This is a genomic window from Caulobacter sp. Root655 (genome assembly GCF_001427665.1).
Lineage (GTDB): Bacteria > Pseudomonadota > Alphaproteobacteria > Caulobacterales > Caulobacteraceae > Caulobacter.
In genome coordinates, this window is sequence record NZ_LMHC01000021.1 from 320,060 (window position 1) to 344,094 (window position 24,035).

The window sequence follows — 24,035 nt, forward strand, 5'->3', positions numbered from 1 at the left end:
CGCCTTCCCCTCCCCGCCCAATAGGCTAAACCAATCCCATGCCTTTTGCGGCGCCGCGCGACGCGGCCGTTATCGATATCGGCTCCAACTCGGTCCGCCTGGTGGTGTACCGGCTGGAAGGTCGCGCCATCTGGACCGTCTTCAACGAGAAGGTGCTGGCGGGGCTGGGCCGTGACCTCGGCGATGGCGGACGCCTGAACCCCGAGGGCGTCGCCCAGACCCTGGCGGCGCTGAAGCGCTTCCGCGCCGTGCTCGAGGCCGTCAAGCCCGCCGAGACCTTCGTCGCCGCCACCGCCGCCGTGCGCGAGGCCAAGGACGGCGCGGCCTTCGTCAAGCTGGTGCGCGAAGAGACCGGCCTGGCCATGCGAGTGCTGTCGGGCGAGGAAGAGGCCCGCTACGCCGCCCTGGGCGTGTTGGCCGGGGCGCCCGACGCCACCGGCGTGGTCGGCGACCTGGGCGGGGCCAGCCTGGAGCTGATCCGCCTGGAAGCCACCGGCGCGGGCCTGGGCGTCACCCTGCCGCTGGGTCCGTTCAGCCTGGGCCTGTCGGACGGTTTCGACGCCGAGCGGGTGCGCCGGCTGTGCGCCCAGCGCCTGGCCCCGGTGGCCCAGGCTTTCCGGACCGACACCTTCCACGCCGTCGGTGGCGCCTGGCGGAACCTCGCCCTGCTGCACATGCGGCTTTCCGACTACCCGCTGCACGTCGTCCACCAGTACAGCATCAGCCGCGGAGAGGCCCTGGAGGCCGCCCGCCTGGTGGCCCACCAGTCGCGCAGCTCACTGGACCGCATCGAGGGCATGAGCAAGAAGCGCTCGGAGACCCTGCCCTACGCCGCCGTGGTGCTGGAGACCCTGATCGAGAGCCTCGACCTCAAGCGCATCGAGATCTCGGCCTTCGGGGTGCGCGAGGGGCTGCTGTTCGAGGCCATGGCTCCCGGCGTGCGGCGGCTGGACCCGCTGGTCGAAGGCTGCGCCTCCCTGGGGGCCCGGCAAGGCGTGGCCGATGAGCTGGGCGCGGCGCTCGACGCCTGGCTGGCCCCGGCGTTCGGCGTCCTGCCGCCCTGTTTCGGCGACACGCGCGACGCGGTGCTGGTCTCGGCCGCCTGCCGCCTGGCCGACCTGGGCGCGCGCCTGCACCCCGACCATCGCGCCGACCTGGTGTTCGAGCAGGTGCTGCGCGCCCCGATCGCCGGCCAGACCCATGCCGAGCGCGCCTTCCTGGCCGCCGCCGCCTTCGCCCGCCACGCCACCGCCTTCACCCCGCCCGAGCTGGAGGTGCTGGAGCGCCTGCTGACCCCGGCCAAGCTGAAGCGGGCCCGCGCCCTGGGGGCCGCCATCCGCCTGGGCTGCGACCTGTCGGGCCGCAGCGCCCCCCTGCTGGCCCGCTCGCGCCTGGCCATCGACAAGGGTGACCTGCTGCTGGCCGCCGAGCCCGGCTATGCCGACCTGCTGCTGGGCGAACAGACCGGCAAGCGGGCGGGGACCCTGGCCACGCTGCTGGGGCTGAAGCTGAAGATCACGGCGCTGTAGAGCTGACCCAGATCTAGCTCCCTCCCCCCGGCCTTCGTCGGGAAAACGGAGATGAGAAAACGGGCCCTAAGTCGCGGATTTTATAGGCTTCCGACGCAGAACCCGCGCCTTGCGCTTGCGCAACCAGATCACCACGCCGGTCACGCTGAGCGCCGCCACGACCACCCCGGTGGCCGAGATCAGGATGCGGCCCGGTATGCCCAGGATCCGGCCCGAGTGTAGCGGGAACTGGGCCTGGACGAAGATGTCGGCGGCCGTGCCGACCCAGGGCTGGGAGTCGCCCAGCAGGGCGCCGGTCTTGCCGTCGTAATAGAGGTAGGGCGGACCCACCCCGGCCGCACCGTGATCGCCGCCGGGCTCGTGGAACGCCACGCCATAGATACCGTATTCCCGCGCGTAGAAGGCGCTGCCGGGCGGGGCCTTCCAGCCGCGCCGTGTCGCCTCGGCCCGCGCCGTGTCAATCACCTGGGCATAACTCCTGGTGGCGACGATCGGCGAATGGTGATCGACGGGCCTGCGCAAGTCGAACGGGCCGGGCGTCACCTTCGAGACCTTCGACATCACCGGATAGAACACCTCGCTGTAGAGGTTCAGCGAGAAGGCGGTGAAGGCCACCGTGAACAGCACGCCCCACAGCCACAGGCCAAAGGCCCGATGGATGTCGAAATTGATCCGGTAGGCGCTGGCGCTGGTCTTGATCAGCCAGGCCGGTTTCCAGCGGCTCCAGAACCCGCGACCCGCGTTTTGAGCGGCGGCCTTCGCGGAGGCCTTCTGGCGTGGCGGCAGGGTCAGGTAGAAGCCGACGAAACAGTCCAGCGTCCACAGGATCGCCACCACGCCCAACAGCCAGATCCCCCAGCGGTCGATGCCCCACATCTCCGGGATGTGCAGGCTGTAGTGCAGCACATAGAGGAACGAGACGAAGGTCTCGCCGGTGATCGGCCAGACCGCCCCCCATTCGCGCCGCCCCTGCTCGGCGCCGGTCACCGGATCGATGAACACCTGGTTGTAGCCCGGCTCGAACAGCTTGCCGGTCGCCGGGTCGCGCTTGCCCTCGACCCCGAAGGCCAGGGCGCCGCCCGGCTCGGGGGCCAGGGGCGCATAGGTCACGGACACGCGCGGGTCCCGCGCCTCGATCTGTCGCGCCAAGTCCAGCGCCGGCAGGGCGGGGCCGCCCTTCGACTGGGCGAACATCAGTTGGGGATTGAGCACGTCGTCCAGCTCATGGTCCCAGGAGATCACCGCTCCGGTGACCCCCGACACGAACAGGAAGCCGGCGATGAGCAGCCCGACCCAACGGTGGACGAAGGTCAGGGCCGGCCGAAGGCTGGGCGGCGCGAACCGGGCCGCCCCCGAGCGCGTGGACGCCGGAGGGTTGGAAGCGGTTTGGGCCAGATCCTGGGTACGCGCGTCCATCATCGACCTCAGAACGTGTAGTCGAGGCGTAGCGAAACGCTGCGCGGGGCGGCGTAGTACGACTGGTTCCACATCAGGCTGGTCAGGTATTTCTTGTCGGCCGCGTTCCGCAGGTTGAGCGTGGCGCGCACCTTGTCGGTCACATCGACGCCGGCCATCAGGTCGATGACGCCATAGGCCTTCTGCTCGACCGGCACGATATCCACCATCGAGACTTCGCTCTGCCAGCGCACCGCCGCCCCGACCGTCAGGTCGCGCAGCGACGGGATGGTGTAGGTGGTGGTGGCCTTGAAGGTCTTGCGCGGAATGTAGGTGCGATCCTGGTCGTCCTCGCCCTCGACCTTCAGCTGGGTCCAGCCGGCGCTGACCGTCCACTGGTCGGTGATCGCGCCGGTGGCTTCCAGCTCGTAGCCGGTCACGGTGGTGTCGATCCCGACATAGTAGGTTCGGGGGCCGTTCGAGCCGGCCGCGAACGCCAGGCCGGCCTGCTCCGACTTGAACACCGCGCCGGTGAGATAGAGGCGGTGATCGAGCCACTCGCTCTTGACGCCGGCCTCGTAAGCCTCGCCGTGCGCGGCAGGCAGGGTTTGTTCGAGGGCGTCGGTTTCCGACTGCGGATTGAAGATGTCGGTGTAGCTGGCGTAGAGCGAGACGTTCGGCGTCAGGTCATAGACCGCGCCGACATAGGGGCTGACCTTGTCCTCGTCGCGCGGCGTGTCGACGCCGTACGAATAGCCCTTCGACTTCAGCTTCAGGGCGTTGAAGCCGGCCACGACCTTGAACTGGTCAGTGACGCTGAAGTGGGCGGCGGCGTAGAAGCGCGACAGGCGGTCGGTCTGGTCGGAAGCCAGGTACTGGCCCGGATAGGTCGGCTCGGCCACCTGCCGCGAGCCCCACAGACCGACGGCCGGATAGACGATCGTGTCGGCGGAGAAGTCCTCGTACTCCTTGCCGGTCGATTTCGAGGTCTGGCCGCCGACCACCAACTGGTGGGTGCGGCCGAACAACTGGAACGGGCCCGAGGCGTAGGCGTCGAGGATGTAGTTCTCGTATTTCGACGGATAGATGCCGCTCATGCCCTTCACGCCCAGGCCAGTGACCGGGTCGGGATTGTCGTAGGCGTAGAGCAGCTTGGCCTTCTCGTGGAAGCGCTTGTAGGTGCCCGTGGCCTTGATTTTCCAACCGTTGTCGAACCTGTAGTCCAGCTCGGTGAAGGCGGTCTGGTCCTTGACGTTCCAATAGGTCCAATCGGCCGAGGTCGAGGCCGAGCGCGGATAGTCGACCCGTGTGCCGTCGGTATAGTTCAGCGGCAGCGCGCCCCACAGCACGCCGCGCGAGCGGTTGTCCTGCAGCGAATAGCCGGCGGTCGCGGTCAGCTTGGGCGTGACGTCCCAGGCCAGCAGGCCGGCATAGACGTTGCGGTTGACGTGGTAGTGGTCGAGGTAGGAACCCTTGTCCTCGTTGGCGTAGATCAACCGGCCGCGCACCGTGCCCTCGGCGTTCAGCGGGCCCGAGACGTCGGCTTCGAGGCGGTAGTCGTCCCACGAGCCGTACTGCAGGGCGGCGCTGGCCTTGAAGGTGTCGGTGGGGCGCTTGCGGACGTAGTTAACGGTGGCCGAGGGGTTGCCGGTGCCTGTCATCATGCTGTTGGCGCCGCGCACCACCTCGACCCGCTCGAACAGCACGGTGTCCAGGTCGCCGAACTGGATGCCCCAGATCAGCGGCAGGCCGATGCCGTCGACCTGGAAGTTGGTGATGTCGAAGCCGCGCGAGTTGTAATAGGTGCGGTCGGTCTCGACCTTCTCGACATTGACTCCGGTCACCTGGGCCAGCAGGTCGTTGACGCTGGTCAAGCCGAAATTCCGGATGCGGGCCTGATCGAGGATGGTCACCGATTGCGGCGTCTCGCGCAGGCTCATGTCCAGGCCGGTGACGGCCGAGGTGCGGGTGCGCGCGCCGGTGACGACGACGCCGTCCACCTGGTTGTTCGCCTCCGCCGGCCCTGCGGGCGCGTCCTCGGCCATGGCGAGGCCGCCAAGGGACGCGGCCGCGACAGAGGCTCCGGCGAGAAGCAACGCGCGCAGGGAAACGGTCATGAGGTTCTTTCCTGCGATCAATAATGAGTCGCAAGAGCAATTACCCAGGGTGGCGCGCGGTGTCAAACGGCGGGCGCCGATCCGTGTCGCCCGGTAGGCGGTGATCGCCGCGGCCGTTTCCGGCAAAAAAAACCGCGACGAGCCCTGCGGCCGGTCGCGGTTTTTGTCTTTTGAGAGACCCTCTTCCGGCGGCTACGCCGCCCCCTTCTCCCGCGAGGGAGAAGGATCGGGTTTCTAGTCCGCCTTCGGGGCCCGGCGCACTTCCACGACCCGCACGCGCGCGCCGTCCAGCACCAGGGCCAGTTCGCCGCGCTTGATCTTCAGGGCGTCGGAACCGAAGGCCTCCAGCCGCCAGCCTTGCAGGGCCGGGGTGTTGGCTTCGTCGTCGGCGGCGATCTTTTCCAGGTCGGAAACCGTGGCGATCAGCTTGGAGGCCACGCCGGCCTCTTCGGCCCGGGCCTTCAGCAACACCTTCAGCAACTCGACCACGGCTCCCGCGGAAGCGGGCGGCGGCGGTCCGGCCTTGTCGAGCACCGGGGCGTAGCCTTCCGGGTCGGCCAGGGCGGCCTTGATCGCGGCCAGCAGGTCGGGGCCGAACTTGGAGCCGCCGAAGCCCTTGGGCACGCTGCGCAGGGTGTTGAGCCCCTCCAGCGAGGTCGGGGCCTGAGTGGCCAGTTCGTCGATGGCCTCGTCCTTGAGGATGCGGCCGCGCGGCTGGTCGCGGGTCTGGGCGGTGCGCTCGCGCCAGGCGGCGACGGCCTTGAACACGGCCAGGTATTTCGGGGCGGTCTTGCGCGGACGCAGGCGACGCCAGGCCTTCTCGGGATCGACGTCGTAGGCGGCCGGATCGTTGAGCGCCTTCATCTCCTCCTCGACCCAGGCCAGGCGTCCGGCCTTTTCGAGGCGTTCGCGCAGGATGGGGAACAGCGTGGCCAGGTGCGTCACGTCGGCGACGGCATAGGTCAACTGCGCCTCGCTGAGCGGGCGACGGGCCCAGTCGGTGAACCGGCTGGACTTGTCGAGCTCGATCTTCAGCATCTGGCGCACCAGGGCGTCATAGGCGATCTGCTCGCCGAACCCGGCGGCCATGCCGGCCACCTGGGTGTCAAACAACGGCGTCGGCATGGCGTTGAGATTGTTGAAGATCTCGACGTCCTGACGGGCGGCGTGGAACACCTTGAGCACGGCGGGGTCGCGCAGGATGTCGAGCAGAGGCGCGAGGTCCAAGCCCTCGGCCAGCGGGTCGATACACGCTTCGGTGTCCGGAGAGGCCACCTGGATCAAGCACAGCTTGGGCCAATAGGTGGTTTCGCGCATGAACTCGGTGTCCACGGCGATGAAGGGGGCGCCCTTCAACTCATTACAGAACGCCGCCAGCGCGGCGGTGGTGGTGATCGTCGTCATCGGCTGCTAATAGCCTCGCGCACCCCCGAGTCTGCAAGCACAAGCTTAGGGGGAGCGGCAAGTTTCCTTTCAAAAACGGCCCGTTGGGTCGTTACCGACACAGAGCCCACGCATGAGCGACCAGCCGAACGGCCTCACCTACGCCCAGGCCGGCGTCGATATCGACGCCGGGAACGCTCTGGTCGAGGCCATCAAGCCCCTGGCCAAGGCCACCCGCCGCCCCGGCGCCGACGGCAGCCTGGGGGGCTTTGGCGCGCTGTTCGACCTGAAGGCGGCTGGCTACGACGACCCGCTGCTGGTCTCCACCACCGACGGGGTCGGCACCAAGCTGCGCATCGCCATCGACGCCAAGATGCACGCCACGGTCGGCATCGACCTGGTGGCCATGTGCGTCAACGACCTGCTGGCCCAGGGCGCCGAGCCGCTGCTGTTCCTCGACTATTTCGCCACCGGCAAGCTGGACCTCGAGGTCGCCAAGAGCGTGGTGGCTGGCATCGCCGAGGGCTGCAAGCTGGCCGGCGCGGCCCTGGTCGGCGGCGAGACCGCCGAGATGCCAGGCATGTACAGCGACGGCGAATACGACCTGGCCGGCTTCTCGGTCGGCGCGGTCGAGCGCGACGGCGTGCTGCCCAAGCTGGACGCCCAGCGGGCCGGCGACGTGATCATCGGCATCGGCTCGTCGGGTCCCCACTCCAACGGCTACAGCCTGGTGCGCAGCGTCGTCGAACGCTCGGGCCTGGCCTGGGACGCCCCCTGCCCGTTCGAAGACGGCAAGACCTTGGCGCAGGCCCTGATGGCCCCGACCCGCATCTATGTGAAGTCGATCCTGCCCCTGCTGCAGTCCGGCCGCGTCAAGGGCGGCGCCCACATCACCGGCGGCGGCCTGATCGAGAACCCGCCGCGCTGCATCGCCAAGGGCCTGGTCCCCGAGTTCGACTGGAACGCCTGGCCCCTGCCCCCGGTGTTCGACTGGCTGCAGCGCGAAGGCGGCATCACCGACCACGAACTGCGCCGGACTTTCAACTGCGGCGTGGGCTTCATCCTGGTGGTGGCCGCGACCGACGCCGAGCCGGTGCTGGCGGCGCTGCTGAACGCGGGCGAAGACGCTTTCATCTGCGGGCAGCTGGTGGCGGGCTGAGGCCTTGCGTGAAATCCTCGTCCTTCGACAAGCTCAGGATGAGGATTTCAGATCAGACGCCTGATAGGCGAACTTCCCAGTAGCCCTCATCCTGAGCTTGTCGAAGGACGAGGGCGGTCCCACGGAACTGACCGCATGATCGCCAAGACCAAAGTCGCCGTCCTGATCTCCGGCCGGGGCTCCAACATGGAGGCCCTGGTCCGGGCCGCCCAGGACCCGGCCTGCCCGTTCGAGGTCGCCCTGGTGCTGTCCAACAAGCCCGAGGCCGGCGGCCTGGTCACGGCGGCGGCGGCCGGGATCGAGGCCCTGGCCGTCGATCAGCGCCAGTTCGGCAAGGACCGCGAGGCCCACGAGCGGGCCATCGACGCCGCCTTGCGCCAACGCGGGATCCAGGTCGTCGCCCTGGCCGGCTACATGCGCATCCTCACCCCGTTCCTGGTCGAGGCCTGGGCGGACCGGATGCTCAACATCCACCCGTCCCTGCTGCCCAAATATCCCGGCCTGGACACCCACGGCCGCGCCTTGCAGGCCGGCGAGATCGAGGCCGGCTGCACCGTCCACCTGGTCACCGCCGGCGTCGACGAGGGCCCCGTGCTGGGCCAGGCCCGGGTGCCGATCCTGCCGGGCGACACCGAGCACATGCTGTCCGACCGGGTGCTGGAGCAGGAGCACCAGCTCTACGCCGCCACCCTGGCCGAGTTCGTGCGCGGGCTCTAAGCGCCCTGGACTTGCACGAAAGCGAACTCGCGCCCGTTCGACGCCGTGAAAAGCGGCGTGGGTTGCGTTTCGAGACGGCGCCCGACGACATGTGACCTGCGCGGCGTCGCCGTGAATTGACGCAAGGCCTGTTGCGGACCTTCCTGACCCCGCTCTCGCGGGAGAGACCGGGCCTGGCCCGGCGCTGAAGGCGAAACCGCCCCGGAAACGCTCAAGCAAAAGGACCGCGCGAGCCTCGAAACGCTGGAAAGCAGGGCGCGCTGCATGCGCCCTCGCCGAAGGAGCAAGGCGCCCCTCGTCGATCAGATGGGGTCGCTGAATCTCTCAGGCGCCAAGGACAGCGGGGGTGCGGAAGGCGGGCCATTCCGGCGCGTCCCTACACCCGTGCGGCTACTCATGATCTGAATCCACGATCGCTCATCAGGCTCATTTCGAATGTCTCCAACACCGTAACACGATGGTCTCCACGACTATCGTGAGATAGTCATTTGTATTCTAAATATACCCCATTACTGATGTTCATATTCTAGACACATATGCGCGCTGTTTGACTTGTTCTTTATATTAAGACCGCCAAGAGCTTTTCTGAATTTACCAACGGGAGCGGAACGTCGAGCTTGACCTCAGTCAAAAATGATTGGGGATAGTCATGACAAGCAACAACTCTTCGTCCGTCACCCGCCGCCTGCGAGCGCTTCTGCTCGCGGCCTCCGTGCTGGGCGGCGCGACGCCGGTCCTGGCCCAGGAGGCCGACAAGGCCTCGGTGGTCGACGAGATCGTGGTCACCGGCAGTCGGGTCTCCGAGGCCAGCGTCGCCATCGGCACCGACCACGCCACCGCGACCGTCTCGATCACCCGCGAAGCGCTGCTGTCGGCCCCGGCCGGCGTCACCGGCCTGAAGATGCTGGAGTCCCTGCCCGGCTTCAACGTCCAGGCCAACGACGCCCTGGGCATGTACGAGTTCGGCAACTCGGTGTCGGTGCGGGCCTTCAACTTCCAGCAGATCGGCTTCCTGCTCGACAACATCCCGATGGGCCGCAGCGACCAGTTCGGCGGCAGCCCGATCTACCGCTATGTCGACAACGAGAACCTCAACAAGGTCACGGCCTCGGCCGGGGCCGGCGACGTGTCCCTGCCCAGCTACGCCTCGCTGGGCCCGATCGTCGACTACTTCACCCAGAAGCCGTCGGAGGACTTCGGCGGCGCGGCCAGCGGCACCCTGGGCAGCGACGCGCTGAAGCGTGGCTTCCTGCGCCTGGAGACCGGCAAGATCGGCCCGGTGTCAGCCTATGTCAGCGGCTCGTGGATCAAGGGCGACCTGTGGCGCGGCCCGGGCACGATCGATCGCAAGCACTATGAGGGCAAGCTGCGCTACGAGCTGCCCACCGGCGGCGACATCAGCTTCCAGACTGTCCACAACGACTATTACGACTACGACAGCCCCTCGATCACCAAGGCCCAGTACAACGGCACGGCGGGCGATATCTTCGGCCGCAAGGGGCGCGGGTTCGCCTATCTGGGCGCCGTGCCGCTGTCCGTGCCGCTCGGCACGCCGGTGATCATCCCGACCGCCAGCCTGCCGCAGACCGCGGCGGGGATCGTCTATTCCAACCCCAACTACGCCAACTATTACAAGTTCGCGGTCAACAAGCGGAAGGACCACCTCTACGGCCTGACCCTGAACACGCCGATCACCGACGCGATCGACCTGACCACGACGGCCTATTACGAGGACAAGGGCGGCTACGGCGTCTCGCCGGAGGACTATGCGACGTCCAAGGGCAATTACGACGCCGAGGTGGTGAAAGGGCTCACGGGGCTGACGGCCCCCAAGGGCCTGCAGTACGGCCTCTCGGCCATCGACGGCACGCGCAAGGGCGTCACGGCCAAGGGCAGCTGGAAGTTCGGCTTCAACAAGCTCGAAGCCGGTGTCTGGCTCGAGAAGGACGACTATCATCGCACCCAGGCGCGCTACAACACCGTCAACGGCGATCCCGACGGCGCGCCGCTGCTGAACGAACCGGTGCACCTGCAACGCGACTACGTCTCGACCCGCGACACCACCCAGTTCTTCGTCAAGGACACCCTCAGCCTGCTGGACGAGAATCTGAAGCTGGAGCTGGGCTTCAAGACGCTCGACGTCGACTACAACATCCATGGCAAGCGCCAGATCGCCGACTATCGAAACCATCTGACGCCGTCGATCGACGCCAACTGGAAGGACGACTTCCTGCCCCAGGTCGGACTGGTCTACAGCGTCAACCCGCGCGACCAGGTGTTCGCGTCCTATTCGGAGAACATGGCCCTGCCGCGCGGCGCCGACGACGTGTTCTCGGCCGCCAGCCCCAGCGCGCCAGGCCCCAAGCCCGAGACCTCGACCAACATCGAACTGGGCTATCGGGCCAACCGCGCGACCTTCAACGCCTCGTTCGTGGTCTACAAGACGGAGTTCAAGAACCGGCTGCAGCAGTTCAACGCCGTGGTGCCCGGTAGCGTCACGCTGGAAAGCTTCTACCAGAACGTCGGGGCGGTGAAGGCGTCGGGGGCAGAGTTCAGCGGCCAGTGGAAGCCCGACCTGCTGGGCGGCAAGATCTATTTCAACGCCAACCTGTCCTACAACAGGTCGAAGTTCCAGGACGACGTCCTGAACTACCGGTCCAGCGCCACGGCCGCGCCGGTTACCCTGCCGACCAAGGGCAAGATCGTGCCCGACTTCCCCGAATGGCTGTTCCAGGGCGGGGTGACGGTCGAGCCGACGGAAGGCGTGGTGTTCAACCTGTCGGCCCGTCACATCGACGACCGCTTCACCAACTTCATCAACAGCGAGAGCACCAAGGGCTACACGCTGTGGAACGCCTATCTCGACCTTGGCGACGGCTTCGCGGCCGGGCCGTTCAAGCAGGTCAAGACGCGGGTCAACATCGATAACATCTTCGACAAGGACTATCTGGGCACCATCAACACCACGGTGAACACCCTGGCCAGCTTCCGGCCAGGCTCGCACCGGACGGTGCAGTTCACCCTCTCCGCCGACTTCTAGGTCCACGTTCCGGCCGGTCTCTCCCCTCGGAAAACGAAGGGGGGGGGCCGGCCGGACAGCGTTCGAGTATCCCCCATGACCCGCTTCACGACCCGTTCCCTGCTCCTGGCCGCCGCCGTCTCGGCCCTGGCCTTCGCCGCCACCAGCCAGGCCGCCGAAACCGCCGCCTCGGCCCGCAAGATCCACGAGGGCCTGCTGACCCTCGACACCCACCTGGACACCCCGGCCAATTTCGGCCGCCCCGGCTGGGACATCCTCGACCGCCACGACGCCCTCAAGGACGGCTCGCAGATCGACTATCCGCGCATGGTCGAGGGCGGGCTGGATGGCGGCTTCTTCGCCATCTACACCCCGCAGGGCCCGCGCACGCCGGAGGCGACCCGCGCCGCCCGCGACGGGGCGCTGATCCGCGGCGTCGAGATCCGCGAGATGGTGGCCAAGCACGGCGACAAGTTCGGCCTGGCGCTGAAGGCGGACGACGCCGCCACCATCGCCGCCCAGGGCAAGCGGGTGGTCTATATGAGCATCGAGAACAGCTATCCGATCGACGGCGACGTCAGCCTGCTGTCGGCCTTCTACGCCCTGGGCGTGCGGATCTCGGGCCTGGCGCATTTCAAGAACAACGACATAGCCGACTCGTCCACCGACAAGCCGGAGTGGCATGGCCTCAGCCCGCTGGGCAAACAGTTCGTCGCCGAGGCCAACCGGCTGGGCGTGGTGCTGGACGGCTCGCACTCGTCCGACGACGTGCTGGACCAGCTGATCGCCCTGTCCAGGACGCCGGTGATCCTCACCCATTCGGGCTGCAAGGCGGTGTTCGACCATCCGCGCAACATCGACGACGCGCGGCTGAAAGCCCTGGCCGACAGCGGCGGGGTGATCCAGGTCGACGCCTATTCCAGCTACCTGATCGAGACGCCCAAGAACGCCGACCGCGAGGCGGCGATGGGCGCGCTGATGGCCAAGGCCGGGGCCCGGTCGAAGATGAGCGAGGACCAGCGCGCCGCCTTCATGGCCGAATACAAGGCCATCGAGGCCAAGTGGCCGGTTCCCAAGGCCACCTTCGCCGACTTCATGAACCACCTGAACCACGCCCTGAAGGTGGCCGGGGTCGATCACGTCGGCATCGGCATCGACTTCGACGGCGGCGGCGGGGTCACCGGCCTGAACGACGCCTCCGACTACTGGAAGATCTCGCAGGCCCTGCTGGCCGAAGGCTACACCAAGGCCGACCTGGAGAAGATCTGGAGCGGCAACGTGCTGCGCCTGCTGCGCGCGGCGGAGGCGGCCAAGGCGCCGGCGGGGTGAGCGGGGGCGGCCGGCTCGGTGGGAGCGCCGGACCCGGCTCATCGCTCTGACTGATTTCGCCCGGCATGGTCGAAATCCACCGCCGACCTGTGTCATGCTGGGGGATGTGGACCGGTGGCGGCGAGATTTGCGCGCCGCGCCTGGTCAACATCGGGGCCCAGCGATGCGGCGAGATTGGCGGCTGTTCGTTCCCAAGACCGTGACCGTGCTGCGCCAGGGCTATGGCGTGGCCGATCTGCGCGCCGACCTCGTCGCGGGCCTGACCGTGGCCATCGTCGCCCTGCCGCTGTCCATGGCCCTGGCCATCGCCTCCGGCGCGACGCCCGACCGCGGCCTGGTCACGGCGGTGATCGCGGGCTTCCTGATCTCGTTGCTGGGCGGCAGTCGATTCCAGATCGGCGGCCCCACCGGGGCGTTCGTGGTGGTGGTCTATGGGGTGATCAGCCAGCACGGCTATGATGGCCTGCTGATGGCCACCCTGATGGCTGGTGCGCTGCTGATCCTGGCGGGTCTCTCCGGCCTGGGGACCTTCATCAAATACATCCCCGACCCGGTGACCACCGGCTTCACCAGCGGCATCGCCGTGATCATCTTCACCAGCCAGATCCGCGACTTCCTCGGCCTCACCCTGGAGACGGTCCCAGCCGACTTCCTGCCCAAGATCCTCGCTCTGTGGCAAGCCCGCGCTAGCCTTGACCTGGCCACCCCGCTGCTGGCGCTGGCCTGCCTCGCCGTGATCCTGGCCCTGCGCCGCTGGGCCCCAAGGCTGCCCGGGTTCCTGATCGTCACCGTCGTCGCGGCGGGGTTCGTCGCCCTGGCCGCCTGGCCGGTCGAGACCATCGGCACGCGGTTCGGCGCCGTGCCTTCTCGCCTGCCAACCCCGTCCTTGGCCTTTTGGTCGCTGGACAAGGCCCAGGCCGTGCTGCCGTCGGCCTTCACCATCGCGCTGCTGGCCGGCGTGGAATCCCTGCTGTCGGCGGTGGTCGCCGACCAGATGACCGGCCGGCGGCACCGTTCGGGGATCGAGCTGATCGCCCAGGGCGTGGCCAATATCGCCTCCAGCCTGGTCGGCGGCCTGCCCGCCACCGGGGCCATCGCCCGCACCGCCACCAATATCCGCAGCGGCGCGCGCTCGCCGGTGGCCGGCATGAGCCACGCCCTGTTCTTGCTGCTGTTCATGCTGCTGGCCGCGTCGCTGATGCGGTTCGTGCCGTTGGCGGCCCTGGCGGCGATCCTGATGGTGGTCGCGTTCAACATGGCCGAACTGCATCGGTTTCGAATCCTGCTGAACGCCTCCAACGGCGATCGGGCGGTGCTGTTGGTCACCTTTCTGCTGACCGTGCTGGTCGATCTGAGCCTGGCCATAGAGATGGGGATGATCCTGGCGGCCTTCGTGTTCATGCACCGCATGGCCCAACTGTCCGAGGTCCGGCGCGGCGAACCGCCCGGGCCGCTCGGCCTCAACGGCCTGGAGGGCGACGAGGCCGAGCCCTACGCGCCCAATTTCGGCCTGCCCGACGACGTGGTGGTCATCACCTTCCGGGGTGCGCTGTTCTTCGGCAGCGCCAGCCTCCTGAAGGACGCGCTCGAGGACATCAGTGGGCGCAAGCGCTGCTACATACTGCGGCTGGAGGACGTGCCGATGGTCGATCCCACCGGCGCCGCCGCGCTGGGCGACCTGATGGTCCGCGCCTTGGCCGACGGCGAGGTGATCCTGTGCGGGGCGTCGCGCCCGGTGTTGCGCGGCCTGTTGCGGACCCTGGGTCCGTCGGCGCTGCGCATGGCCCGCTTCACCTCGAGCTTCGAGGAAGCCCGGCTCAGGGCCCTAGCCTAGCGCTGCTTCCCTGGCGGACAGCGCGACGCGACGGCGCTCGATCGCCATGCGGATCAGGGACAAGGTCGCCACCACACCCGCTGCCACCCACAACGCCAAGACGCCGATCCGCAGATAGGCCATCGCCCCCAGGGCCCCGCCGAGGGTCAAGCCGGCCCAAAGGGCCAGGAACGGAACCCAGGCCCAAGGCTCGCCGCCGGTCAGGGCGGCGGCGAGCCGGTGCCCCGCCTTGACCAGGGTTCCGGTCATGTAGGTCAGGCCCATGCCGACATCGCCATTGCGCTGGAACACCGCGTTCTCGACGCCCATGGCCAGGACCAGCGCCGCCACGCCCCAGGCTCCCAGGCCCAGGCCCATAAGCCCGGCGGCCGCGGCCAGCAGGCCGGCCTCTACCGCCATGACCGCCGAGCGGCGATCCTCGCCGGCCCGGCGGGCGGTAAGGGCGCCCAGCACCACCCCCGTGACGAACAGCGCCAGCAGGCCGGCGGCCTTGCCGACCGACCACCAGTCGCCGCGGGCCACGCCGACCCCCAGCCGGGTCGAGTTGCCGCTCATGAACGAAACGAAGAAGCCGCCCAGCTTCAGGAAGCCGATGGCGTCGACATAGCCCGCGACACCCGACAGCCCGGCCGCCAAGGCCACGTCGCGGCGGCGATAGTCTTTCATGGAATACTCCCGACCGATGGCGGGATCGTCACCGATCCGGCCGCCGCCTGTCACCGAAATTCGTCCAGCCCTGCGGCTCGACCGCGCTTGACTATCGCGCAAGCAAAAGGGCCGGTGGATCGCTCCGCCGGCCCTTTCGTTTCGTCCAAGGCCCGAATGCCTTAGCCGACGATGTCTTCGTCCTTGAAGAACTGGGCGATTTCGATGCCCGCGTTCTCGAGGCTGTCCGAACCGTGGACCGAGTTTTCGCCGATCGACAGGGCGAACAGCTTGCGGATCGTGCCTTCGTCGGCGTTGTCCGGGTTGGTGGCGCCCATCACTTCACGGTACTTCAGGACGGCGTTGTCGCCTTCCAGCACCTGGACGACGACCGGCTCGGCGGTCATCTGCTCGACCAGTTCGCCGTAGAACGGGCGCTCGGCATGGACTTCGTAGAACTTCTTGGCTTGAGCGTCGGTCAGCTTGACGCGGCGCTGGGCCACGATGCGCAGACCGGCCTCTTCGATGACGGCGTTGATCTTGCCGGTCAGGTTGCGACGCGTGGCGTCAGGCTTGATGATCGAGAAGGTACGTTCGGTCATGTTCCGAAAATCTCACACATAAAGTTGTGAATTGGGAGGTTGCGGGCTTATAGCCGGGCGCTCTCTCCCCGCCAACCCGCCGCGTACCTTCAAAATCACATGCTCCAGATCAAAGACCTGACCTTCATCGCCTGGGGTCGGAAGTTCTTCGACCACGCCAGCGTGAGTCTGCCCCCCGGCGCCAAGGTGGGGCTGATCGGCCGCAACGGCGTGGGCAAGTCCACGCTGTTCAAGCTGATCCTCGGCCAGTTGCATGCCAGCGACGATGAGATCAGCCTGCCCAAGGCCGCCCGTATCGGTTCGGTGGACCAGGAGCACCCGGCCACGCCCTTCACCCTGCTGGAGACCGTGCTGGAGGCCGACGAGGAGCGCCACCGCCTGCTGACCAGCCTGGACACCGCCGAGCCCGAGGACATGGGCGAGATCTGGGCCCGGCTGATCGAGATCGACGCCGACGCCGCGCCGGCCAAGGCGTCGGAAATCCTGGTGGGCCTGGGCTTCAGCCAGGAAGACCTGAGCCGGCCGATGAGCGAGTTCTCCGGCGGCTGGCGGATGCGCGTGGCCCTGGCCGCGGCGCTGTTCGCCGAGCCGGACATGCTGCTGCTGGACGAACCGACCAACTATCTCGACCTGGAAGGCGCCCTGTGGCTGGAGGCCCGCCTGCAGAAGTACCCGCACACCGCCCTGATCGTCAGCCACGACCGCGAACTGCTCAACAACAGCTGCACCCACATGCTGCACCTGGCCGGCGGCAAGCTGGAGCTCTACACCGGCGGCTACGACGACTTCGAGCAGCGCCGCGCCGAGAAGGCCCGCCTGCAACTGTCGGCCAAGGCCAAGCAGGACGCCGAGCGCGCCCACCTGCAGGCCTTCGTCGACCGCTTCAAGGCCAAGGCCTCCAAGGCGGCGCAGGCGCAATCCCGCATGAAGCGCCTGGCCAAGATGCAGCCGGTGGCCACCACCATCGAGGAACGCGTCGCCCCCTTCACCCTGCCCTCGCCGCCGCGCCCCCTGGCCCCGCCGCTGATCCGGCTGGAACGGGCCAATGTCGGCTACGAGGAAGGCCGCCCGATCCTCAAGAACCTCAACCTGCGCATGGACCTGGACGACCGCATCGGCCTGCTGGGCGTCAACGGCGCGGGCAAGTCGACCTTCGCCAAGATGATCGCCGGGGCCCTGAACATCCAGTCGGGCGAACTGCACCGCGACCGCAAGATGAAGGTCGGCTGGTTCCACCAGCACCAGATCGAGGCGATGGATCCGGACGACACCCCGCTGGAGATCATCCGCCGGGCCATGCCGGACGCCTCGGAAAGCTCGCGCCGCTCGCGCCTGGCCCAGTTCGGCCTGGGCTTCGAGAAGCAGGAGACCACGGTCGCCAACCTGTCGGGCGGCGAGCGGGCCCGGCTGCTGCTCAACATGGTGGCGATGGACGCGCCGCACATGCTGATCCTCGACGAACCGACCAACCACCTGGACATCGACTCGCGCCGGGCCCTGCTGGACGCGCTCAACGACTACGAGGGCGCGGTGATCCTGATCACCCACGACCGCTCGCTGATGGAACTGGTCGCCGACCGCCTGTGGCTGGCCGCCGACGGCACGGTCAAGCCGTTCGACGGCGACATGGACGAATACGCCAAGTTCGTGCTCGACCGCGCCAAGCAGTCGGTGAAGCCGACCCAGGTGGCGCGCGAGGAGCCTTCGAAGGCCGAACCCACCGCCGCGCCGAGGAAAACCGTCGCCATCGAGCCGCTGAAGCGCAAGATCGAGGCCGCCGAGCAGGTGGTCACCCGCACCACCCGCCAGGTGGCCGAGCTTGAGACCCAGCTGGCCGATCCGCAGCTCTACAAGAACCCGACTAAGGTGGCCGAGCTGAACAAGCGTCGCGACGCGGCGAAGGTGAAGCTGGACGAGGCCGAGGCGACGTGGATGGGCCTGGCCGAGGAACTGGCGGAGGCCCAGGCGTAGGGCGCCCGGGTTCGGCCGGCTTCAGGGTCAAGGGCTATCGCATATGACCAAAAACGGCTGTCATCCCGGACGAGCGCACAGCGCGAAGATCCGGGACCGACGCGTGAACTCGGCGCTTCCGGCGGTCCCGGATCTGCGCTTCGCTTGTCCGGGATGACAGCTYTCCGCGCGGCRAATCCATATGCGATAGCCCCGCCTCACACCGTCACGGAAACGGGCGCGTTCGCTTCAGGCCGGCTGTATTCGCTCATCGCGGTCCGAAAGGCGTCCATGGCGGCGCGATAGGGCGCCCAGACCTTGTCCATCCTGGCCTGGTCGGCGGCGTGGGTCAGGGCCCATTGCGACTGGGTCTGGGCGGTCGAGGCCATCTTGACGGTCCCACCCAGCTCCTTGGCGATCTTGTTGGCCCGCCACTGGGCCAACTGGGGCCCGCCGTCATAGGGTTCGTCGACGCCGCTGATGATCCCGTCGGCCTTGCCGTAGGTGGCCGAAGAGCCGCCATTGTAGAGCCGAGCGACCACCTCGCCGTTCTTGTAGACCTCGGCGAACAGCCTGGACGGATCGCCGTCGTGCACCACACCGGCCTCGTTCATCGCCGTCATCATGACCTCGGGGTCCAGGGGCGGTGGCGGGGCGAAACCCGGCGGCAGCTTGCGGATCACCGCCGAAGGATCGGCCGCCTTGAGCGACCGCACCAAGGCGGGATCGACAGGAAAGGACTTCGGCGTCGCGCCGAGAAGCGCGGCGGATGCGCCCGAGGTGACTGCGCTGATGGTCATGACCTGCTCCCGAAGTGACGGAGGGTTCAAGAGCAACGCTCGTGCCAGCGGAAATCCTCGTCGAATCAATGCGCCGCATCGCCCGGAACAACCTTGGCGGGCACGAACTGCCGGGCTTGCGGCAAAAACGCGCGGGCGGGCCGCACGGTGCGGCTTGGTAAACGCCCCTAAACCACGTCCCTTAGCCATTATGTGAGACCACGGGCGTATTGCTGTTCCCATGAGTTCAGGAAGCACGTCCCGAAATCACATCGTCGCCAATCCCGAAGGCCTGTCGGCGACCACCGTCCTGCTGGCGTTCGGCGAATGGCTGGACCAGCGGCTGGCCGAGGCCATGCGGCTGGACATGGACCTGGCGTTCCGCGACCGCCCGTTCGACATCGAGGTCGATCGCACCCCGGCCCTGGTCGGCTGGGAGCACCGCTACCTCGCGCCCGGCGCGGCCGCGCCCAAGGGTCGGCTGTGGACCGTCTACCGCCTGCAGGACCAGACCGGCCGCCCGGCCACCCTGCCCCGCCACGCCGATGACTATGCCGACACGGTGACGCCGCTGCTCGGCGAGCTGGGCTATCTGGGGGTGTTCGACGGCGAACCGGCGCTGTTCCCGGGCGTTGGCCGGCGGTAAGCGGGACAGCTGCGTCCGCGAGACGGCCTCAGCCGCATTTGACTTGCTGGACGACGCCGGTGTCGGGGTTGAACAGGATGTTCAGCCGGTCGGGGCGGTAGTCCATGGTCACCGGGCAGGTCGTGCAGGCCACACGCCAGCGAGACGGATCGACCGGGGCCGGCAGTTCGGTGCGGTTCTTGCCGACGAAGGCCTGGGCGTCCTTCAGGCCGCACTGGTCCTTCTCGGCCTGGGGCGGCGTGGGGGGCAAAGCGATGGACGGCGGCGCGGTGGGCGTGCTGGGCGCGGGCATGGGGGCCGGCTCGGGCGCGCTGGAACACGAGGCCAGGACCAGGACGACGCCCGCCAGCAGGAAACGTTTCATGCCTGTTTCTCCCATCCGCGTTCGGCGCCCTGGCGCCAGTAGGACACGGGGTGGCCCGCGCCCTTGAAAGCCTTCCAACGACCCCGCGCCAGGCGCAAGGCCTCCTCGTCGCGGCCGTCGAACAGCACCAGGCACCGTTCGAACCCCGAAAGGTCGCCCGGTTCGGCCCCGTCGAGCAGGAACAAGGCCTGGCCGTCGTTGGGGTTGTCCAGCTTGTCGGTCAGCAGCACCGGCTGGCGATCGGCCATCGGCTCGTCGGCCAGACCGTGCGGCAGGAAGCTTTCGTCGCGGTACGTCCAGAGATGGGCGTCCAGGGCGCGCAGGCGATCGGGGTCGCCGCCGCGCACCAGGGCCCGCCAGCCGCGCCCCAGGGTCTTTTCCAGCAGCTCGGGCAGCACCTGTTCCAGGGCGCTGCGTTCGAGGTGGTAGAACCAGATGTCGCAGGGCGTTGTGGTGGTCATTCGATAATTCTTGTCATCCCGGGCGTAGCGTAGCGAAGACCCGGGACCGCCGGAAGCGTTGGCGTTTCCGGCGGTCCCGGATAGCGGCTTCGCCGCTTCCGGGATGACAGCCTAGAAGATCACCCTTCGTAGGCGTCCGCGACCAACCTATTGAGCAGGCGCACGCCGAAACCGACCGCGCCGTCCGGGACGGTAGGGTCGGTCGAGGGCTTGCGCCAGGCCACCGAGGCGATGTCCAGATGGGCCCACGGCACGCCGTTGACGAACTTCTGCAGGAACAGCGCCGCGGTGATCGAGCCGGCCGGGCGGCCGCCGATGTTCTTCAGGTCGGCGATCGGGCTTTCGATCTGCTTCTCGTAGGCGGCCGGCATCGGCATGCGCCACAGCGGCTCGCGCTCGGCCTTGCCAGCCGCGAGAAGTTTCTCCGACAAGCCATCGTTATTACTGAACAAACCGCCCAAATCATGACCGAGCGAAATGATGATCGCGCCGGTCAGAGTGGCCAGGTCGATCATGAACTTCGGCTTGAATCGGTCCTGGCAGTACCAGAGGGCGTCGGCCAGCACGAGGCGGCCTTCGGCGTCGGTGTTGATGACCTCGATGGTCTGGCCGCTCATCGAGGTGACCACGTCGCCGGGGCGCTGGGCATTGCCGTCCGGCATGTTCTCGACCAGGCCGAGGACGCCGATGGCGTTGACCTTGGCCTTACGGCCGGCCAGGGCGTGCATGACGCCGGCCACGGCGGCCGCGCCGCCCATGTCCCACTTCATGTCTTCCATGCCGTCGGCCGGCTTGATCGAGATGCCGCCGGTGTCGAAGCAGACGCCCTTGCCGACGAAGGCGATCGGCTGGGCCGACTTGTCGGCCGCGCCGTACCACTTGATCACCGCCAGCTGGCTCTCGCGGACGCTGCCCTGCCCGACGCCGAGCAGCGAGCCCATGCCCAGCTTGGCCATCTGCGCCTCGCCGAGGATCTCGACCTCCAGGCCGAGCTTCTCCAGACCCTTCACGCGGGCGGCGAACTCTTCCGGATGCAGGATATTGGCCGGCTCGGAGACCAGGTCGCGGCTGAACAGAATGGCGTCGGCGACGGCCTCCAGGCTGGCGAAGGCCTTCTGGGCCTTGGCGGGGTCGGTTGCGGCCACCTTGACCACGGCGACCGACGGCTTTTTCTCGGCCTTCTCGGTGGTGCGGTACTTGTCGAAGCGGTAGGCCGCCAGCTTGACGCCGAAGGCGGCGCGGGCGGCGGTCTCGGCGTCGCTTCCCAGCTTGAGGACCAGTTCGGTGACGCCCGAGGCCTTGACCGCCTGGTAAGCGTGGCCGGCGGCGACCTCGACCGTCTCGGGCTCGACCGCGCCGTCGCCGTCGACGCCGACCAGCACCACGCGGGCGGCTTCCAGGCCGGCCGGGGCGATCAGGTCCAGGGTCTGCCCCTTGGCGCCGGTGAAGCGGCCGCCGGCCACGGCGCGGGCCAGGGCCCCGCCGCTGGCCTCGTTGACGGCCTTGGCCTCGGGCGAAAGGGCGGCGGCCTCATAGGCCAGGACCGCCAAGGCGGCGTTGGCGCCGGCCTGGCTGTCGGCGGGGACGAACTCGATACGCATGACGCGCTCCTGGAAACCGATGGAGCCCCGAAAGGACCTTCTGCCCGTTGGATTGGCGCAAACCAGGACCGAAGAAAAGCACCAATCGATCGCACCGGCGACGGGGCGGATCGCCGGACGCGGAGGCCGGCCACTTTACTGCCTGACTTGAGCGGTTGTGCGCACGCGAACACGCCGTGTAGAAGGTGGTCCTTCCCCGGAGCGCGCCACGCGACTCCGCTTTCCCCCGTGCCTGTCGTCGATGCGCCTGATCGAACGCTATCTCTTCCGCCAGCTCCTGGGCCCGACGCTGTTGGCGACGTTGGCCCTGGTGGCGCTTGCCTTGCTGGCGCGCAGCCTGTCGGAGTTCGACGTGCTGATCGAGCAACGCCAGTCGGCCGCGGTGTTCCTGAAGATCATCGGCCTGGCCCTGCCCCAGCTGCTGGGCATGATTCTGCCGATCGCTCTGTTCGTGGCGACGCTGGTGGCCCTCAACCGACTGCACACCGAGCAGGAAATCGTCGTCTGCTTCGCCGGCGGCATGAGTCGCTGGCGGGTGATCTCGCCGGCCATGCGCCTGGCCGTGATGGCCACCCTGATTTCGCTGGCCATGAGCCTCTGGGCCGCCCCCTGGAGCGCGCGGGCGATTCGCGAGACCTTCTTCGACATGAAGTCGGACCTGGCCTCGACCCTGGTGCGTCCAGGCGAGTTCACCGAGCCGGGCCCGGGCCTGACGGTCTACGCCCAGGTGATCGACCGTGACCAGATCATCCACAACCTGTTCATTCACCAGGAAAAACCCAACGGCGGCGCCGTCACCTACACGGCCCGCGAAGGCGTGATCGCCGAGCGCAAGGGCCTGCCGGTGCTGATCCTGCATAAGGGCTCCAACCAGGAATTCTCGCGGGCGGGCGTGCTGCAGTACCTATCCTGGGACGAATACACCTTCGACCTGTCCTCGCTGTTCCAGAGTGACGAGCTGCTGCACTACAAGATCGGCGACCGCTATCCGCATGAGCTGTTCTTCCCCGACCTGCAGCAGGAATGGGAACAGCAGAACCGCGTGAAGATGCTGTCGGAGGGCCATTGGCGCCTGGCCAGTCCGCTCTACAACATGGCGATGATGGCGATGGCCCTGGCCGCGGTGATCGGCGGCGCGTTCAACCGCATGGGCTATGGCAAGCGGATCGCCGTCGTCGGGGCCGCCGCCGCGGTGGTCCAGATCCTGGGCTTCGGCGTCAAGGCCGCCTGCGACAGCGACGTCTGGCTCAACGTGCTGCAATACGCCGTGCCGCTGGCCGCCCTTTGGTGGGGCCTCGCCCAGATCTTCCGTCAGAAGACCAACCGCTACATCGCCATCAGCCACGTCGAGCCGTCCATGACTCCCCTGGGGGCTCGATGATCGCCGTCGGGATGATCGAGCGCTATGTGCTCAAGAAGACGCTGGCCTCCCTGGCCGCCGCCCTGGCGGTGGTGGCCGTGCTGGTCATGCTGATCGCGTTCGTCGACATCTCCAAGAACGTCGGCACCCGCACCGAGGTCGGCTTCAGCGAGCTGCTGTTCCTGACCGTACTGCAGGCGCCCGCGACGATCCTGGTGCTTACGCCGTTCATCTTCCTGTTCGGCACCCTGGGCGCTTTCGTCGGGCTGAACCGGCGCAGCGAACTGATCGCCATGCGGGCGGCCGGCGTCTCGGCCTGGCGGTTCATCATGCCGGCCGCCATCGCCGCGTTCATCATGGGCCTGCTGACTGTCAGCCTGCTCAACCCGCTGACCGCGGCGATGAGCGCCCAGTTCGAAACCTCGCGCAACGCGATGATGGAGAACTATCTGAAATCGGCCCCCAAGGGCCTATGGCTGCGCCAGGGCGACGAGAAGACCCAAATCGTCATCCGCGCCCGGGCGCGCGACCAGGCGACCGACGGCACGGTGCGCCTGCGCGGAGTGTCGCTGTTCATCTACGCCGTAGGTCCCAATGGCAGCTTGCAGTTCTCGCGCCGCATCGAAGCGGCCGAGGCCCGGCTGGAGCCCGGCTTCTGGCGCCTGACGGGCGTCCGCGAAGCGATGCCCGGGGCCGGGGCGATCCGTTCGGAAGGCATGTCGATCCGCTCGGACCTCGACGACCGCACGGCGTCGGAGCGGTTCAACAACCCCCAGGCCATCGCGATCTGGCGGCTGCCCGAGACCATCAAGCGCACGGACGCGGCCGGCTTCTCGTCGATCCCGTTCCGCCTGCGGCTGCATCAGGTGCTGGCCACGCCGCTGCTGTTCGCGGCGATGTCGGTGCTGGCCGCGGCCTTCTCGCTGCGCCTGATGCGCCTGGGAGGGCTGGCGGGACTGGCCGGGGCCGGCGTCACGCTGGGGTTTGGTTTCTTCTTCTTTAACGAGTTATGCGGCGCTCTGGGCAAGGCGGACGTGCTGACCCCAGCGATGGCCGCCTGGACACCGCCGGTGGTGGCGCTTTTGGCGGGTTTGACGCTGCTTTGCTATACCGAGGATGGTTGAGTCTGTGTCGCCGGGATCGAG

The 24,035-nt window shown here is 67.9% G+C and carries 19 protein-coding genes, 1 pseudogene and 1 riboswitch; of the genes and pseudogenes, 11 read left to right on the forward strand and 9 right to left on the reverse strand.

From position 1 onward, the window contains the following. The first annotated feature begins 38 nt into the window (after positions 1-38). Complete coding sequence (locus ASD79_RS12910; protein WP_056722223.1) at positions 39-1,529, forward strand: Ppx/GppA phosphatase family protein; 1,491 nt, start codon at positions 39-41, stop codon at positions 1,527-1,529. Between the two features lie 66 nt (positions 1,530-1,595). Here ASD79_RS12910 and ASD79_RS12915 read toward each other — a convergent pair whose 3' ends face one another. The 3 genes from ASD79_RS12915 to rnd form a co-directional block, all read right to left on the reverse strand. Then, complete coding sequence (locus tag ASD79_RS12915) at positions 1,596-2,945, reverse strand: PepSY domain-containing protein (protein WP_082584915.1); 1,350 nt, start codon at positions 2,943-2,945, stop codon at positions 1,596-1,598. An 8-nt stretch (positions 2,946-2,953) separates the two neighbouring features. After that, positions 2,954-5,041 carry a TonB-dependent siderophore receptor gene (locus ASD79_RS12920; RefSeq protein WP_056722225.1) on the reverse strand — a complete coding sequence of 696 codons (2,088 nt, stop codon included), beginning with the start codon at positions 5,039-5,041 and terminating at the stop codon, positions 2,954-2,956. Between the two features lie 234 nt (positions 5,042-5,275). Continuing rightward, positions 5,276-6,445 carry a ribonuclease D gene (gene rnd, locus ASD79_RS12925; protein WP_056722227.1) on the reverse strand — a complete coding sequence of 390 codons (1,170 nt, stop codon included), beginning with the start codon at positions 6,443-6,445 and terminating at the stop codon, positions 5,276-5,278. Positions 6,446-6,557: 112 nt separating this feature from the next. Here rnd and purM point away from each other — a divergent pair, with 112 nt between their 5' ends. The 6 genes and pseudogenes from purM to ASD79_RS12950 all read left to right on the forward strand — a co-directional run bounded on the left by purM (position 6,558) and on the right by ASD79_RS12950 (position 14,482). Beyond that, positions 6,558-7,583 (forward strand): phosphoribosylformylglycinamidine cyclo-ligase, encoded by a 1,026-nt coding sequence (gene purM / locus ASD79_RS12930; RefSeq protein WP_056722230.1) that lies wholly within the window; start codon positions 6,558-6,560, stop codon positions 7,581-7,583. Positions 7,584-7,587: 4 nt separating this feature from the next. Next, positions 7,588-7,700, forward strand: a pseudogene (locus tag ASD79_RS25110) (hypothetical protein); the annotation flags it as partial. Between the two features lie 18 nt (positions 7,701-7,718). After that, positions 7,719-8,300, forward strand: a complete 582-nt coding sequence (purN, locus tag ASD79_RS12935; RefSeq protein ID WP_056722232.1) for a phosphoribosylglycinamide formyltransferase — start codon at positions 7,719-7,721, stop codon at positions 8,298-8,300. Positions 8,301-8,448: 148 nt separating this feature from the next. Next, positions 8,449-8,537, forward strand: a riboswitch (glycine riboswitch). Positions 8,538-8,949: 412 nt separating this feature from the next. Continuing rightward, positions 8,950-11,340, forward strand: coding sequence for a TonB-dependent receptor (locus ASD79_RS12940; RefSeq protein WP_156400490.1), 2,391 nt, complete (start codon positions 8,950-8,952; stop codon positions 11,338-11,340). Between the two features lie 75 nt (positions 11,341-11,415). Next, complete coding sequence (locus tag ASD79_RS12945; RefSeq protein WP_056722236.1) at positions 11,416-12,648, forward strand: dipeptidase; 1,233 nt, start codon at positions 11,416-11,418, stop codon at positions 12,646-12,648. Between the two features lie 163 nt (positions 12,649-12,811). After that, complete coding sequence (locus ASD79_RS12950) at positions 12,812-14,482, forward strand: SulP family inorganic anion transporter (RefSeq protein WP_056722238.1); 1,671 nt, start codon at positions 12,812-12,814, stop codon at positions 14,480-14,482. Here the strand turns inward: ASD79_RS12950 and ASD79_RS12955 are convergent. After that, positions 14,474-15,148 (reverse strand): YoaK family protein, encoded by a 675-nt coding sequence (locus ASD79_RS12955; RefSeq protein ID WP_056722638.1) that lies wholly within the window; start codon positions 15,146-15,148, stop codon positions 14,474-14,476. The genes ASD79_RS12950 and ASD79_RS12955 overlap by 9 nt on opposite strands. Before the next feature lie 161 nt (positions 15,149-15,309). Then, a complete protein-coding gene (gene ndk / locus ASD79_RS12960) occupies positions 15,310-15,729 on the reverse strand; it encodes a nucleoside-diphosphate kinase (protein ID WP_056722240.1) in 420 nt (139 codons plus the stop codon). Between the two features lie 99 nt (positions 15,730-15,828). Here ndk and ASD79_RS12965 point away from each other — a divergent pair, with 99 nt between their 5' ends. Continuing rightward, positions 15,829-17,700, forward strand: coding sequence for an ABC-F family ATP-binding cassette domain-containing protein (locus ASD79_RS12965; protein WP_056722242.1), 1,872 nt, complete (start codon positions 15,829-15,831; stop codon positions 17,698-17,700). Positions 17,701-17,897: 197 nt separating this feature from the next. Here ASD79_RS12965 and ASD79_RS12970 read toward each other — a convergent pair whose 3' ends face one another. Then, complete coding sequence (locus tag ASD79_RS12970) at positions 17,898-18,479, reverse strand: hypothetical protein (RefSeq protein ID WP_056722244.1); 582 nt, start codon at positions 18,477-18,479, stop codon at positions 17,898-17,900. A 220-nt stretch (positions 18,480-18,699) separates the two neighbouring features. Between ASD79_RS12970 and ASD79_RS12975 the strand changes: the two genes are divergently transcribed. Further along, positions 18,700-19,104, forward strand: coding sequence for a hypothetical protein (locus ASD79_RS12975; protein WP_056722247.1), 405 nt, complete (start codon positions 18,700-18,702; stop codon positions 19,102-19,104). 28 nt (positions 19,105-19,132) lie between these two features. Here ASD79_RS12975 and ASD79_RS12980 read toward each other — a convergent pair whose 3' ends face one another. From ASD79_RS12980 to ASD79_RS12990, 3 genes are all read right to left on the reverse strand, one after another. Then, positions 19,133-19,468, reverse strand: coding sequence for a peptidase inhibitor I78 (locus ASD79_RS12980; protein WP_056722249.1), 336 nt, complete (start codon positions 19,466-19,468; stop codon positions 19,133-19,135). Then, complete coding sequence (locus tag ASD79_RS12985; protein ID WP_056722252.1) at positions 19,465-19,929, reverse strand: DNA polymerase III subunit chi; 465 nt, start codon at positions 19,927-19,929, stop codon at positions 19,465-19,467. Before ASD79_RS12985 ends, ASD79_RS12980 begins: the two co-directional genes overlap by 4 nt. 119 nt (positions 19,930-20,048) lie before the next feature. Next, the gene (locus ASD79_RS12990; protein WP_056722254.1) at positions 20,049-21,530 is read right to left on the reverse strand and encodes a leucyl aminopeptidase; all 1,482 of its coding nucleotides are present in this window, start codon (positions 21,528-21,530) and stop codon (positions 20,049-20,051) included. A 241-nt stretch (positions 21,531-21,771) separates the two neighbouring features. Here ASD79_RS12990 and lptF point away from each other — a divergent pair, with 241 nt between their 5' ends. Both lptF and lptG read left to right on the forward strand, forming a co-directional pair. Continuing rightward, positions 21,772-22,911: an LPS export ABC transporter permease LptF gene (gene lptF, locus ASD79_RS12995; protein WP_056722255.1), complete on the forward strand. Its 1,140-nt coding sequence runs from the start codon at positions 21,772-21,774 to the stop codon at positions 22,909-22,911. Further along, positions 22,908-24,014 (forward strand): LPS export ABC transporter permease LptG, encoded by a 1,107-nt coding sequence (gene lptG / locus ASD79_RS13000; protein WP_056722257.1) that lies wholly within the window; start codon positions 22,908-22,910, stop codon positions 24,012-24,014. The genes lptF and lptG overlap by 4 nt, the downstream gene beginning before the upstream one ends. The last annotated feature ends 21 nt before the right edge of the window (positions 24,015-24,035 follow it).

Coding starts and splice junctions, on each gene's coding strand:
- ASD79_RS12910 (WP_056722223.1), top strand. CDS start 39: ATGCCTTTTGCGGCGCCGCGCGACGCGGCCGTTATCGATATCGGCTCC.
- ASD79_RS12915 (WP_082584915.1), bottom strand. CDS start 2,945: ATGGACGCGCGTACCCAGGATCTGGCCCAAACCGCTTCCAACCCTCCG.
- ASD79_RS12920 (WP_056722225.1), bottom strand. CDS start 5,041: ATGACCGTTTCCCTGCGCGCGTTGCTTCTCGCCGGAGCCTCTGTCGCG.
- rnd (WP_056722227.1), bottom strand. CDS start 6,445: ATGACGACGATCACCACCACCGCCGCGCTGGCGGCGTTCTGTAATGAG.
- purM (WP_056722230.1), top strand. CDS start 6,558: ATGAGCGACCAGCCGAACGGCCTCACCTACGCCCAGGCCGGCGTCGAT.
- purN (WP_056722232.1), top strand. CDS start 7,719: ATGATCGCCAAGACCAAAGTCGCCGTCCTGATCTCCGGCCGGGGCTCC.
- ASD79_RS12940 (WP_156400490.1), top strand. CDS start 8,950: ATGACAAGCAACAACTCTTCGTCCGTCACCCGCCGCCTGCGAGCGCTT.
- ASD79_RS12945 (WP_056722236.1), top strand. CDS start 11,416: ATGACCCGCTTCACGACCCGTTCCCTGCTCCTGGCCGCCGCCGTCTCG.
- ASD79_RS12950 (WP_056722238.1), top strand. CDS start 12,812: ATGCGGCGAGATTGGCGGCTGTTCGTTCCCAAGACCGTGACCGTGCTG.
- ASD79_RS12955 (WP_056722638.1), bottom strand. CDS start 15,148: ATGAAAGACTATCGCCGCCGCGACGTGGCCTTGGCGGCCGGGCTGTCG.
- ndk (WP_056722240.1), bottom strand. CDS start 15,729: ATGACCGAACGTACCTTCTCGATCATCAAGCCTGACGCCACGCGTCGC.
- ASD79_RS12965 (WP_056722242.1), top strand. CDS start 15,829: ATGCTCCAGATCAAAGACCTGACCTTCATCGCCTGGGGTCGGAAGTTC.
- ASD79_RS12970 (WP_056722244.1), bottom strand. CDS start 18,479: ATGACCATCAGCGCAGTCACCTCGGGCGCATCCGCCGCGCTTCTCGGC.
- ASD79_RS12975 (WP_056722247.1), top strand. CDS start 18,700: ATGAGTTCAGGAAGCACGTCCCGAAATCACATCGTCGCCAATCCCGAA.
- ASD79_RS12980 (WP_056722249.1), bottom strand. CDS start 19,468: ATGAAACGTTTCCTGCTGGCGGGCGTCGTCCTGGTCCTGGCCTCGTGT.
- ASD79_RS12985 (WP_056722252.1), bottom strand. CDS start 19,929: ATGACCACCACAACGCCCTGCGACATCTGGTTCTACCACCTCGAACGC.
- ASD79_RS12990 (WP_056722254.1), bottom strand. CDS start 21,530: ATGCGTATCGAGTTCGTCCCCGCCGACAGCCAGGCCGGCGCCAACGCC.
- lptF (WP_056722255.1), top strand. CDS start 21,772: ATGCGCCTGATCGAACGCTATCTCTTCCGCCAGCTCCTGGGCCCGACG.
- lptG (WP_056722257.1), top strand. CDS start 22,908: ATGATCGCCGTCGGGATGATCGAGCGCTATGTGCTCAAGAAGACGCTG.